The sequence below is a fragment of the Micromonospora sp. DT53 genome (genome assembly GCF_049841535.1).
Classification (GTDB): domain Bacteria; phylum Actinomycetota; class Actinomycetes; order Mycobacteriales; family Micromonosporaceae; genus Micromonospora.
Map to the genome: position 1 here is coordinate 341923 of NZ_JBNCKM010000006.1, position 13565 is coordinate 355487.

At 70.1% G+C, this 13565-nt stretch carries 5 protein-coding genes and 1 pseudogene; 3 read left to right on the plus strand and 3 right to left on the minus strand.

All coding sequences use genetic code 11. From position 1 onward, the window contains the following. Positions 1–43: 43 nt before the first annotated feature. Positions 44–1010, plus strand: a pseudogene (locus tag ACLQ3B_RS21100) (arginase family protein); the annotation flags it as partial. A gap of 640 nt (positions 1011–1650) precedes the next feature. Here the strand turns inward: ACLQ3B_RS21100 and ACLQ3B_RS21105 are convergent. Next, entirely contained in the window at positions 1651–3615 is a 1965-nt protein-coding gene (locus ACLQ3B_RS21105) for a penicillin-binding transpeptidase domain-containing protein (protein ID WP_425782407.1), read from the minus strand. A 289-nt stretch (positions 3616–3904) separates the two neighbouring features. Between ACLQ3B_RS21105 and ACLQ3B_RS21110 the strand changes: the two genes are divergently transcribed. After that, complete coding sequence (locus tag ACLQ3B_RS21110; RefSeq protein WP_425782408.1) at positions 3905–8986, plus strand: NAD-glutamate dehydrogenase; 5082 nt, start codon at positions 3905–3907, stop codon at positions 8984–8986. 73 nt (positions 8987–9059) lie between these two features. Here ACLQ3B_RS21110 and ACLQ3B_RS21115 read toward each other — a convergent pair whose 3' ends face one another. Further along, positions 9060–9773, minus strand: a complete 714-nt coding sequence (locus ACLQ3B_RS21115; RefSeq protein WP_425782409.1) for a class F sortase — start codon at positions 9771–9773, stop codon at positions 9060–9062. A 1-nt stretch (position 9774) separates the two neighbouring features. Further along, positions 9775–11109, minus strand: a complete 1335-nt coding sequence (locus ACLQ3B_RS21120; protein WP_425782410.1) for a hypothetical protein — start codon at positions 11107–11109, stop codon at positions 9775–9777. Positions 11110–11709: 600 nt separating this feature from the next. Between ACLQ3B_RS21120 and ACLQ3B_RS21125 the strand changes: the two genes are divergently transcribed. Beyond that, complete coding sequence (locus ACLQ3B_RS21125; RefSeq protein WP_425782411.1) at positions 11710–13485, plus strand: glycoside hydrolase family 6 protein; 1776 nt, start codon at positions 11710–11712, stop codon at positions 13483–13485. The last annotated feature ends 80 nt before the right edge of the window (positions 13486–13565 follow it).

A 13565-nucleotide genomic window follows, 5' to 3' on the forward strand; every position in this document is an offset into this window, starting at 1 on the left:
CGGCGTTCCGGCCGGCCCGCCCGACCACCGAGGACGGGAGCTCATGATGCGCCGGATCGCCGTCCTCGACGCGCCGACGAATCTCGGTCTACGGCCGCCGACGCCCACGTCGGTCCCGGGTTGCGCCAAGGCGCCCGGGGCGCTGCGCGACCAGGACCTGCTGGCCCGGCTCCGCGCCCGCGACGCCGGCTGCGTCACCCCGGCCCGGTACGACCCGGGCGACTGGCGCCCCGGCGACGGGGTGTGCCACGCCCGAGAGATCGCCGACTACTCGCTGGCCCTCGCCGAACGCATCGGCTCGATCATCGACCGGGGCGAGTTCCCGGTGGTGCTGGGTGGCGACTGCTCCGTGCTCCTCGGCTCGGCCCTGGCCATGCACCGCCTCGGTGAGGCCGTCGGCGGACGGATCGGGCTGGTCTTCGTGGACGGGCACTCCGACTTCCGGCACCCCGGCAACGCCTCCTACGTCGGCGCTGCCGCTGGTGAGGACCTGGCCCTGGTCACCGGGCGAGGGCAGGCCGACCTGGCCGCGCTGGAGGGCCGCCGGCCCTACTTCCGCGACATCGACGTGGTGGTGCTCGGCATCCGCGCACAGGACGAATACCGGCTCGACCTCCAGGCCGCCGGGATCACCACCCGACCGGTGCCGGCGCTCCGCGCCGAAGGCGCCGCCCGGACGGCCCAGTGGGCGCACGAACAGCTCGCCGACTGCGCGGGCTACTGGGTGCACATCGACGTGGACGTCCTCGACCCTGCGGTGATGCCCGCCGTGGACGCCCCCGACCCGGGCGGGATCGCCTTCGCCGAGCTGGAGATCCTGCTCGCCGGCCTGGTCGACACCCCGCACTGCCTCGGCGTGGAGCTGACCGTCTTCGACCCCGACTACGACCCGGACGGCTCGTACGCGGCCGAGATCGTCAACACCGTTGTCGCCGGTCTGGCGCCGGTGACCGCTCCGGAAGCCGTGCCGCCCCGACTGCTGTCGGCCCGGCCGACGCCCTCCCCCCGGCGCGGCAACGGCCGGGCCGTGACCGCCACCGAGCGGGCCGAGCGTCCCAACGGACTGGATCGTGCCGAGCACCGCGAGCAGCGCGATGGGCTCGACGACGCCGAGCGGCTGGACGCGCTGCCGAGCGGGACCGCTGCCGAGGAGCCGTTCGTCGACGTTCCCCCGTGGGACCCGTCCGTCGATGCCGGCTCGCTCGCGGAGGCCGGATCCTCCGATGTCGGGTCTGTCGGCGTCGCGTCCTCGGGCTTCGGGTCTGCCGGCGTGGGTTCTTCCGACGGCCGTCTCCTGCTGGGCGTGGTGCCCCGCGACTTCGTCGCCGAGACGGAACCAGCCGTCACCAATGGTCAGGCCCGCCCCGAGCAGTCGGACATCGCGGCCACGGTCGAGCGGGAGCCGGTCGGCCCGCCCGCGTCGGCCGGCCCAGGCCTGCTCCGACGACCTTCCGCGCCGGCCGAGGACCTCACGGACCACCACAGAGCCGACACGGCCTGACCCATCTCGCGGCCGGCCGGGCCGTGATCGACTCGGCTTCATGGAAGTCGGGGCATCCACGTGGGCTCGGATACCGCAGTTTCCGTGAAACCGAGTCGATCAACGCCCTAGCGGTGCGCGGCGCGAGGGGCACTCCCCGCGCTGGCGTGTCAGCGGGTTGGGAGGGCGCGCAGGAAGCGCTCGGCGATCGGGACGGCCGAGGCGGTGCTGGCCCCGCCCTTCTCCACGAAGACGGCGAACGCCACATCGCCCCGCCAACCGACGAACCAGGCGTGGGTGTGCGCCGGGTTGTCGTCGTACTCGGCGGTGCCGGTCTTGCCGTACACCTCACCCGGAACGTCCTTGAGCGCGCTGCCGGTGCCGGTGGTGACCACCTCGCGCATCATCGTGCGCAGCGCCTTGACGGACTCTGGCTTGAGCTGCTCGCCCGCCGGGGCCGACTTGGCCGGCGCCGGGTCGGTCAGCAGCTTCGGCTGCTCGAAGCGGCCGCGGGCGACGGCGGCGGTGGCGCCGGCCATGGCGAGCGGGCTGACCAGCGTGGTGCCCTGCCCGAACGACGCGGCGGCCTGCTCGGCCAGGCTGCCGCCCGTCGAGACCTTGCCGGTGAACGCGTCCGTGCCGAGGTCCCATTGACCCTCCAGGCCCAGCGAGCGGCCGGCGGCGGCCAGCCCGTCACCGCCGAGCTTCGGTGCCAGCGCGGCGAACGCGGTGTTGCAGGACTTGGCGAAGTCGGTGCGGAACGGCACCGAGCCGAGCTCGAAGTTGTCCGAGTTCTTGAAGGACCGGCCGTCCACGGTGAAGGTCTTCTTGCAGTCCACCGGCCCGTCCAGGGTGACCGCGCCCCGGTCCAGTAGGCCCAGAGTGCTGACCATCTTGAACGTGGAGCCCGGAGGCACCTGGGCGTCGAAGGCCAGATTCTCCCCGGCCGGGCCGGGGCCGTTCGCCGCGGCGAGCACGGCGCCGTCGCTGATCCGGAGCGCCACCAGGGCGGATCGGCGCGACTCGGCGCGCAGCGCCCCGTCGGCCGCGTTCTGGACGGTGACGTCCAGCGTGGTCTTCAGCGCCTGCCCGGGCTGCGGCTCCCGGCTGAACAGTTCGGTGCCTGTCGGTTCGAGTTTGCCGCCCTCGGCCGGACGCTCGACCACCACGGTCAGCCCAGGGCCGCCGCGCAGTCGTTCGTCGTAGCGGCCCTGCAGACCGCCGTGCCCGACCAGGTCGCCGACGACGTACCGGTCGGGGTGGGCGGCGATGTCGTCGGCCTGCGCCGGGTCGACCGTGCCGAGCAGCGCACGGGCGAACTCGCGGGTGGGCGCCAGGTCGATCTTGTCGGAGACGAACTTGGTGCCGGGCAGGTCGTAGATCCGGGGTTTGATCTGCCGGTACGCCTCCTCGCGCAGCGACACCACCTCGACGAAGGCACCCGGCTCGGCCTTGGTCACCCGCTCGGGCAGGTCGGCCAGGTCGACGCCGGGGACCAGCGCCGGGCGGATGGCCTTGAACGCGGAGTCGAGGTCCTTGACGAGCTTCTTGAGGTCGGTGACCCCGTTGGGCTGCACACCCACCCGGACCACCGGGCGCGGGGTCACGAGCGGCTTCCCGGCGTTGTCCAGCACCCCGGCGCGGGCACCGGCGTCGCGGCGCAGCGCCAACCGGTCACCCTTGGCGAGTTGCTCGTGCACCACCTTCGGCTCCCAGATCACCTGCCACTGGTCGTCGTCGCCGTGGGCGAGCCGCACCTCCCGGTCGTACGCCCAGCGGGTCTGACCCGGCAGGGCCCACTCCACCTGGACGGTCGTGGTCGCGATGTCCTTCGTGATCTTCGGCTCACCGCGACGCGTCAGCGTGGGCGGGGTGGCCGCCAGCTCGCCGGAGAGGTCCTTGATCTCGCGAGCCACGTCGGCTGACGGCAGTTTCGAGCCGAGCGGGTCGATCAGGCCGACCGACTGGAGGTCACCGCTGCGCCAGCCCGCGAGGAAGGCGTCGACGGTGTGCTGCGGCCCGTCGTCAGCCGAGCAACCGACCAGGACGCCCGCCGCGAGCAGCGCCGTGGTGAGCGCGCCGGCCACGCGGGGGACAAGGTTCGGCCGGTGGGGCCGGGGGTACGACAAGGGCATGAAGCTGGTCCTTCCGATCTCGAACTGCCTCCGCACGGTAGTACGCGAACGCCGTCCCCAACGTCCCCCAGGTGCGTGGCCGCGCTCAAAGACGGGCCCGGCCCGTGTGATGAACATCGCGTGGCGGGGTATCCCGCAGCCGGCCAACCTCGGACCCGCAACGGGTGAAAGGACAAAGTCCCGATCCGGACGTCTGGCCAGTGGTCCGCCGGCGAAGGCGCACAACGGCAGGGCCTAGGCTGGGCGGCAGAGTGACCCACAACGCGGTGGGTCGAGGGGAGTGGCACCGATGGACCGGCGTCCGGCGATCAAACCGGAACCCGACCTCCGGCAGGATGACTCCGGCCGGGACGACGACAGCTTCGATTCGGCGACCGACGGGGACGGCTACGGCCGGCTCGACACGGGCGTCACCGGGCTGACCGGGTCGAGCATCGACACCATCTACGATCTGGGCCTGCCGACTGAGGCGTTGGCCGACGACGTGGAGGACGCCGAGCTCGACGAACCCGTCCCCAACGCGGAGCGCCTGGTGGCCCAGGCCGTCGCGCTCGCGGGGGACGACCACGACGCGGCGACACTTGTCGGCCGTTTCTGGCGGTTCGCCCCGGACGAGGAGCTGGTCGGCTTCACGGCGGAGGAGATGCTCGACGCGGCCCGGGCACACCGGGACCTCGCCCAGCAACGGGTGCCTGGCGAGTTGAAGCTGCGGATCCACGAACCGCACGCGGACCAGCACCACACGGTCGTCGAGATCGTCACGGACGACATGCCGTTCCTGGTCGACTCGGTGACGGCGCTGCTCAACTCGTACCACCTCGACGTGCACCTGTTGGTGCACCCGCTGGTGGTGGTGCGGCGTGAGCCACTGGGCCGGCTCACCGAGGTCTCCGCGGACGTGGAACCGGACGACGCGATCTCCGGCGACATCATCGAGAGCTGGATGCGGATCGAGATCGACCCGGTCCGGGACGCCGCCGAGCGGGACCGGCTGCGCCGCGAGTTGCAGCGGGTGCTCACCGACGTGCGGGAGGCGGTGGAGGACTGGCCGAAGATGCGTCAGTGTGCCCTCGCGCTCGCCGACGAGCTGGCCACGGCCCGTACCTCCGACAACCGCCCGCCCGTGCCGGAGAAGGACATCACCGACTCGGTGGAGCTGCTGCGCTGGCTCGCCCAGGATCACTTCACCTTCCTCGGTTACCGCGAGTACCGGCTGGTGGACGCCACCGGCGGCGACGCCGCCGATCCGGTCGACGGCAAGGCGTTGGAGGCGGTGCTCGGCACGGGTCTGGGCATCCTGCGCTCCGACTCGCCGGACGCGCGGTCGCTGTCCTCGATGACGCCCGAGGCGCACGAGAAGGTGCTGGAGAAGCGCCTGCTCATCATCACCAAGGCCAACTCCCGTGCCACCGTGCACCGCTCGGCGTACCTGGACTACATCGGCTTCAAGATCTTCAACGCCGACGGTGACGTGATCGGTGAGCGGCGTTTCCTGGGCCTGTTCTCGACGGCCGCCTACCGGACCAGCGTCCGCGAGCTGCCGGTGGTCCGCCGCAAGGTGGCCGAGGTGCTGGACCGCTCCGGCCTGAGCCAGCGCAGCCACTCGGGCAAGGATCTGATCCAGATCCTGGAGACCTACCCGCGCGACGAGCTGTTCCAGATCAAGACCGACGACCTGTACCACGCGGTGGTCGGCGTGCTGCGGATGGCCGGCCGCCGGCAGCTGCGGGTGTTCCTGCGTCGGGACGCCTACGGGCGGTTCATCTCCTGCCTGATCTACCTGCCCCGGGACCGGTTCACCACGCAGAACCGGCTACGCATGCAGGACATCCTGCTGCGTGAGCTGAACGGCGTCGGGGTGGATTACACCACCCGGGTCACCGAGTCGATGTTGGCTCGGGTGCACTTCATCGTTCGTACCGACCCGACGCGGCCGCCCGGCGACATCGACGCCGACCTGCTGGCCGAGGAGTTGGCCGACGCCACCCGGCTCTGGGACGACGACTACCGGTTGGTGCTGGAACGCAAGCTCGGCGACGAGCAGGCCAAGCACCTGTTCACCAGGTACGCCGACGCGTTCCCCGAGGGCTACAAGGACGGGCACACGCCGTACGAGGCGATGAAGGACCTGGCGAAGCTGGAGCTGCTGGAAGAGCCCGGCCAGCTGGAGATGCACCTGTTCCGCAAGCAGTTGGCGCCCCGGCCCGGCACCCGGGTGCCGGGCGCGGACCTGGCCGAGGCGATGGACGTCCGGTTCAAGGTCTACCGGTACGGCGAGCCGATGATGCTCTCCGCCGTGCTGCCGGTGCTGCACTCGCTCGGCGTACGGGTGGTCGACGAGCACCCGTACGAGGTGGACCGTATCGACGGTCGGGTCTACCTGTACGACTTCGGCCTCATGCTGCCCGAGGGGCACCACGAGCTGGCCGAGGTGCGCCCGCACGTCGAGAACGCCTTCGCGGCGGCCTGGCGCGGCGAGGCCGAGGTGGACCGGTTCAACGAGCTGGTGCTGCGCGGCGGGCTGACCTGGCGGCAGGTGGTGGTGCTGCGGGCGTACGCGAAATACCTGCGGCAGGCCGGCACGGTCTTCTCGCAGGACTACATGGAGCAGACCTTCGTCGCCTACCCGAAGCTCGCCGCGTTGCTGGTGGAGCTCTTCGAGACCCGGTTCGCACCGGGCGAGTCGAGCACCGAGCAGCGGCAGCAGCGCAGCGGTGAGCTGGTGGAGACGATCCGGGGCGCGCTGGACGACGTGGCGAGCCTCGACCAGGATCGGATCCTGCGCTCGTACCTGACGCTGATCGAGGCGACCCTGCGGACCAGCTTCTACCAGAAGCGTGCCGACGGGCGGCCGAAGGCGTACGTGGCGTTCAAGCTCGACCCGCAGGCCATCCCGGACCTGCCGGCGCCGCGACCGAAGTTCGAGATCTTCGTCTACTCGCCCCGGTTCGAGGGTGTGCACCTGCGGTTCGGGCCGGTGGCCCGGGGCGGGTTGCGCTGGTCCGACCGTCGGGAGGACTTCCGTACCGAGGTGCTGGGCCTGGTCAAGGCGCAGATGGTGAAGAACACCGTGATCGTGCCGGTCGGCGCCAAGGGCGGCTTCGTGTTGAAGCAGAAGCCGGGTGACCGGGACGAGGCGGTCGCCTGCTACCAGGAGTTCGTCGGCGCGATGCTCGACGTCACCGACAACATCGTCAGCGGGCAGATCGTGCCGCCCGAGGACGTGGTCCGACACGACGACGACGACCCGTACCTGGTGGTGGCGGCCGACAAGGGCACCGCCACGTTCTCCGACATCGCCAACGAGATCTCCAAGGCCCACAGCTTCTGGATGGGCGACGCGTTCGCGTCCGGCGGGTCCGCCGGCTACGACCACAAGAAGATGGGCATCACCGCCCGGGGCGCCTGGGAGTCGGTCAAGCGGCACTTCCGGGAGCTGGGCCTGGACACCCAGACCCAGGACTTCACTGTGGTCGGCGTCGGTGACATGTCCGGCGACGTGTTCGGCAACGGGATGCTGCTCTCCGAGCACATCCGACTGGTGGCCGCCTTCGACCACCGGCACATCTTCCTCGACCCGGAGCCGGACGCCGCCACCTCGTACGCGGAGCGTCGGCGGTTGTTCGACCTGTCCCGATCGTCCTGGGAGGACTACAACCCGGAGCTGATCTCGGCAGGTGGGGGCATCTTCGCGCGTACCGCGAAGTCCATTCCGATCACGCCGCAGGTCCGGGCGGCGATCGGCCTGGACGACGACGTCACGCAGATGTCGCCGCAGGACCTGATGAAGGCGATCGTCACCGCCCCGGTGGACCTGTTCTGGAACGGCGGCATCGGCACCTACGTCAAGGCCTCCAGCCAGACCAACGCCGAGGTGGGCGACAAGTCCAACGACGCGATCCGGGTGGACGGGCGCAGCCTGCGCTGCCGGGTGGCGGGCGAGGGCGGCAACCTGGGCTGGACCCAGCTCGGCCGGATCGAGTACGCGTTGACAGGTGGCCGGATCTACACGGACTTCATCGACAACGCGGCCGGGGTGGACACCTCCGACCACGAGGTGAACATCAAGATCCTGCTCAACACGGCGGTGGCCGACGGGGAGCTGACCACGGCGGACCGGGACGAGCTGCTGGCCGGGATGACCGACGAGGTTGCCGAGCTGGTGCTGCGGGACAACTACGACCAGGCTCGGGCGATCAACAACGCCCAGGCCCAGGCCGCCTCGCTGCTCCCGGTGCACCGCCGGATGATCAGCGAGCTGGAGCGTTCGGGCGGGTTGGACCGGGCGCTGGAGGCGCTGCCGCCGGACGAGGAGTTGGCGGTCCGCAGCGAATCCGGCCTGACCGCGCCGGAGTTCGCCGTGCTGCTCGCGTACGTGAAGATCGTCCTGGAGCGGGAGATCCTCACCGAGGGGTTGGCCGACGAGGAGTGGACGACCGACGTCCTGGTCAACTACTTCCCGACGCCGATGCGCGAACGGTTCGCCGACCGGATGGGCCGGCACCGCCTGCGCCGGGACATCGTCACCACCGTGCTGGTCAACGAGGCGATCAATCGGGGTGGCATCTCGTTCATCTTCCGGGTGGTCGAGGAGACCGCGGCCAGCGCGGCAGACGTCATCCGGGCGTACGTGGTGGTCAGCGAGGTGTTCGGCCTGCGGGACCTGTGGGACGCGGTCGAGGCGCTGGACAACAAGGTGGCGCCGGAGCTGCAGACCAGCGTCTACCTGGACACCCGCCGGCTGCTCGACCGGGCGGTGCGGTGGCTGGTCTCCAACCGGCGCTCGCCGATCGACGTGCCGGGCGAGATCGCCCGGCTGCGGGACGGCGTCACCCGGCTGCTGCCCGGGCTGGAGGAGCTGTTCTACGGCAACGAGCGCCAGGGCATCGCGGCGCACATGGACTCGATGACCGAGCGTGGCCTGCCCCGCGAGCTGGCCGAGCGGGCGACCCGGCTGATGTACAGCTTCGGTCTGATGGACGTCGTGGAGACCGCGAACGCCAGTGGGCGGGACGTCAGCGAGGTGGCCTCGGTCTACTTCGTGCTGTCCGACCTGTTCCGGGTGGACTCGCTGCTGTCGAAGATCTCCCTGCTGCCGCGGGAGGACCGCTGGCAGACGCTGGCCCGGATGGCGCTGCGGTACGACCTGTACGCCGCGCTGGCCGCGCTCACCGCGGAGGTGCTCGACTCGACCCCGGGCGACCTGCCGCCGCACGAGCGGGTGCAGCAGTGGGAGCAGTCGAACGCCACATCCATCCACCGTGCCCGGCGGGCGATGGGGGAGTTCGACGAGTCGCGGGCGGATCTCGCCGCCCTGTCGGTGCTGCTGCGCCAGATCCGCACCCTGGTACGGACCTCCGCGGCCGCCTGAGTCAGCCACGCCGGACGCGGTCCGGCCGGTCGGGGTGACCCGACCGGCCGGACCGCGTTTCGTTCGTCGCGAGTCACGCCGCCAGGGTGGCGAAGACGACGATGTTGTCGGGGTAGCTCTTCGCGGCCGCGTCGAACTGGCCGCCGCAGGTGACCACCCGCAGGCTGGGCCGGTCGCTCGGTCCGTACACCAACTCGGTGGGGAAGGCCGTCTTCGGGTACGACTTCACCGAGTCGACGGTGAAGGTGGCCGGGACTCCGTCGGCGCGGCGCACGGTGACGGTGTCGCCGGGGGTGAGAGCGCCGAGGTCGAAGAAGACGGCCGGGCCGAGCGCCGCCGAGTCCACGTGCCCGACGATGACCGCGTTGCCCGTCTCACCGGGGCTCGCCCCGGGCTCGTACCACCCGGCCTGGTCGGCCTTGTCCAGCGGAGGGACCTGGACGGTGCCGTCCGGGTTGGTGCCCAACGACATGATCGTCGCGGCGACACCGATCCGCGGGATCTCGATGCTGGTCGGTGCCGAACGGGCAAGCCCCGCCGGAGCGTCCCCGACCGGCTGCCCATCGACCGGCTGCCCATCGACCGGCGGAGCGTCGTCGGCGGTGGTCGGCGACCCCGTGACCTCGGGACCGGCCTGGGCCAACGGCTGCGGCGGTCGGGGAGCGGGCGTGTCCTTCAGACTGGCGCCGATCATCCCGGCGCCGATCATGGCCATGGTGACGACGACGGCCGTGCCGGCGGCACGCCACGGTCTCCCGTGACGGCCGCCGGCCGGTGTCGTCGTCACGTCAGACGAGCGAACCATCGGTCCGCCGACGACGCATCAGCACGATCCCGCCCAGCGCGGCAGCGCCGAGCAGGCCAGCCCCGCCGGTGGCCAGACCCCGGTCGGTGCCGGTGCTGATGCCACCGTCACCACCGTCGACACCGCCGTGCGGCAGCACGACGAGCTCGCCCTCGCCGCAGGAGCCCTTGAGCTCGTAGCGACCCGGCTTGGCGTCCTTGTCGACCTTGGCATCGCCGTAGTAGACGAACTCGCGCTCCTTGTCCCAGTCACGCTCGTCCGAGCCGTGCTCGTCCTTGCCGTATTCCGAGCCGTGCTCGTCCTTGTTCTCCCAGCCCTTGTCGGAGCCGTATTCGGAGCCGTGCTCGTCCTTGGACTCCGAGCCCTTGTCGGAGCCGTATTCGGAGCCGTGCTCGTCCTTGGACTCCGAGCCCTTGTCCGAGCCGTACTCGGAGCCGTGCTCGTCCTTGTTTTCCCAGCCCTTGTCGGAGCCGTATTCCGAGCCGTGCTCGTCCTTGGACTCCGAGCCGTACTCGGAGCCGTGCTCGTCCTTGTTCTCCCAGCCCTTGTCCGAGCCGTATTCCGAGCCGTGCTCGTCCTTGTTCTCCCAGCCCTTGTCCGAGCCGTACTCGGAGCCGTGCTCGTCCTTGTTCTCCCAGCCCTTGTCCGAGCCGTACTCGGAGCCGTGCTCGTCCTTGGACTCCCAGCCCTTGTCCGAGCCGTGCTCGTCCTTGGACTCCCAGTCCTTCTTGTCACGGCTGTCTTCGGCGTCCTGGCCGTGCTCCTCGCCCTGCCAGTCCTTGCTGCCCTCGTCGCCGTAGGCGTCGGCAGCAGCGCCGCCACCCTGGCCGCCCTTGGCGTCCTCGTCCTTGCTCTTGTCGTCCTTGCCGTTCTCGTCCTTGCCTTCGTGGTCCTTGCCCTTGTCGTCCTTGCCGTTCTCGTCCTTGCCTTCGTGGTCCTTGCCCTTGTCGTCCTTGCCGTTCTCGTCCTTGCCCTCGTGGTCCTTGCCGTTCTCGTCCTTGCCGTTCTCGTCCTTGCCCTTGTCGTGGTCGGAGGAGTTCTCCTCCTCGCGCCACTCGCGGTCCTCGCCCCGGTCTTCATCTGCCGGCTTGAGCTTGACCTTGCCGGTGACCTTGGACCACACGTACGCGTGCTCCTGCCGATCCGGGCAGATCTCGAGGAGCTTGACCTCGTCGCCGGCCTTGACGACGTGCGGCTTGGCGTAGACCTTGCCGTCGTCGTGGCCTTCGGCGAACGCGATCCCCGGTGCGAACACCAGGAGCGACGCGCCGCCGAGCGCGGCGCCCGCAACGACCTTCCCGAGCATCTTCTTAGCCATGACTCGCGTCACTCCATCCCTGTTGTCCTGAGCCCGGCGACAACCGAGCTAAGACCGACGTTAGACGGTTTCATGACTTATGAAGTGAAAGATTCGCGTTTTGACCTTTGATCCAAGTAAGAGGTGAAGGGGTGCTACGCGGCTTTCGCCGCGCTCAGCGCCGTGTCGGGCGACCCGGGACCGTCTGGGTGCGCCACGGCGTTCTGCGCTCGTCGTGCCAGGCCGACCTCGCTCATCCGGTAGCAGCGGGTCCGAGCGGCCCGTGCCGCTCGGTCCGACTCGGGGGTATCGTCCGAAACGGCCCTGACGACGCATCGAGCCATTGCCATGGAAGCGCTCCCATGCAAGAATCGGCGAACGCGGTTCAGAGAGCCACACCGTGCAGGTAGGGGAGTCGAGGGCACCCGGTTCACCGGGCGACATACCCGCCGCCGATCGACCGGCCGAAGCATTGGCCGGGCACGACCACCACCATCGCCCGTCCGGGTCGGGCATCCCCAAAGAACCCCGTTGGCGCCGACGGCCGTCCGTGCAGGACGCCCATCGGGCCGTCCCGCCGGGCCGTACCTGGGCCCGGTCTCGCCCAAGGAGATCAGTGGCATGAATGTGTGGAGAAGGCTAACCGGCCCACGCCGGGCCCTCGCGCTCGCCGGCGCGGGTGCCCTGGTCGTCGGTGGGCTCGTAACGATTCCGGGTACCGCGGCGCAGGCCGCGACGCAGTGCGACATCGCGTACACGACCACCGATTGGCCGGGCGGTTTCACCGCGAGCGTCACCATCAAGAACCTCGGCGACCCGGTGAACGGCTGGACGCTGGGCTGGACCTTCCCCAACTCCAGCCAGCGGGTGCAGCAGGGCTGGTCGGCCACGTTCACCCAGTCCGGCAGTCAGGTCACCGCCCGGAGCATGTCCTACAACGGCACCCTGGCCACCGGCGCGTCGGCGAGCGTCGGCTTCAACGGCGCGTGGAGCGGCAGCAACCCGAAGCCGACCTCGTTCACCCTGAACGGCGTGGTCTGCAACGGGGGCACCACCCCGCCGACCGATCCGCCGACCGATCCGCCGACCGACCCCCCGACTGATCCGCCGACCGACCCGCCGACCGATCCGCCGACCGGCACCAAGGTCGACAACCCGTACGCCGGCGTGCGCGGTTACGTGAACCCGGAGTGGAAGGCCAAGGCGGACGCCGAGACCGGCGGAAGCCGGGTCTCCAACAACCCCACCGCCGTCTGGCTGGACCGGATCGCCGCGATCAACGGCACGCCGAACAGCAGCTCCAATGGCGCCTTCGGCGTGAAGGAGCACCTGGACGAGGCGCTGCGCCAAGGTGCCGGCTACATCCAGTTCGTGATCTACAACCTGCCCGGCCGGGACTGCTCGGCGCTCTCCTCCAACGGTGAGCTGGGCCCGGACGAGCTGCCGAAGTACAAGGCCCAGTACATCGACCCGATCGCCGCGATCCAGGGTCAGTCGAAGTACAGCAGCCTGCGGATCATCAACATCATCGAGATCGACTCGCTGCCGAACCTGGTGACCAACACCTCCGGTCAGCCGGGCGGCACGGTCATGTGCGACACGGTCAAGGCAAACGGTGCCTACGTCAACGGCGTCGGCTACGCCCTGGCCAAGCTGGGTGCGATCGGCAACGTCTACAACTACATCGACTCCGGGCACCACGGCTGGCTCGGTTGGGACAGCAACTTCAACCCGAGTGCCGAAATCCTGAAGACCGCCGCGGTCGCCTCCGGCAGCACTGTCAACAACGTGCACGGTTTCATCACCAACACCGCGAACTACTCGGCGCTGCAGGAGCCGTACTTCAAGGTCACCGACAACGTGAACGGCCAGACGGTGCGGCAGTCCAAGTGGGTCGACTGGAACTACTACGTCGACGAGCTGTCGTTCGCCCAGGCGTTCCGGACCAAGCTGGTCTCGTTGGGCTTCAGCCCGAACATCGGCATGCTCATCGACACCTCCCGTAACGGCTGGGGCGGCTCCGCGCGGCCCACCGGTCCGGGCGCGATGACGAGCGTCGACACGTACGTCAACGGTGGCCGCCTCGACCGCCGGGCTCACCTCGGCAACTGGTGCAACCAGGCTGGTGCCGGTCTCGGTGAGCGGCCCCGGGCGAACCCGGCGACGGGCATCGACGCCTACGTCTGGGTGAAGCCGCCGGGTGAGTCGGACGGCTCCAGCAAGGAGATCCCGAACAACGAGGGCAAGGGCTTCGACCGGATGTGCGACCCGACGTACGGCGGTAACGCCCGCAACGGCAACAACCCGTCCGGGGCGCTCGGCAACGCGCCGATCTCCGGTGCGTGGTTCTCTGCCCAGTTCCAGGAGCTCATGCGCAACGCGTACCCGGCGCTCTGATCGGGTAGCTCACGCACCAACCCGCTGCCAGTGGTTGGTGAGGCACTGTTGGCAGCAGGTTCCCCGGGTCCCCGGCTCGA

What these genes read in the sequence shown, in the direction of transcription:
- ACLQ3B_RS21125 (WP_425782411.1), top strand. Translation starts at nt 11,710, where the DNA reads ATGAATGTGTGGAGAAGGCTAACCGGCCCACGCCGGGCCCTCGCGCTC.
- ACLQ3B_RS21105 (WP_425782407.1), bottom strand. Translation starts at nt 3,615, where the DNA reads ATGCCCTTGTCGTACCCCCGGCCCCACCGGCCGAACCTTGTCCCCCGC.
- ACLQ3B_RS21120 (WP_425782410.1), bottom strand. Translation starts at nt 11,109, where the DNA reads ATGGCTAAGAAGATGCTCGGGAAGGTCGTTGCGGGCGCCGCGCTCGGC.
- ACLQ3B_RS21110 (WP_425782408.1), top strand. Translation starts at nt 3,905, where the DNA reads ATGGACCGGCGTCCGGCGATCAAACCGGAACCCGACCTCCGGCAGGAT.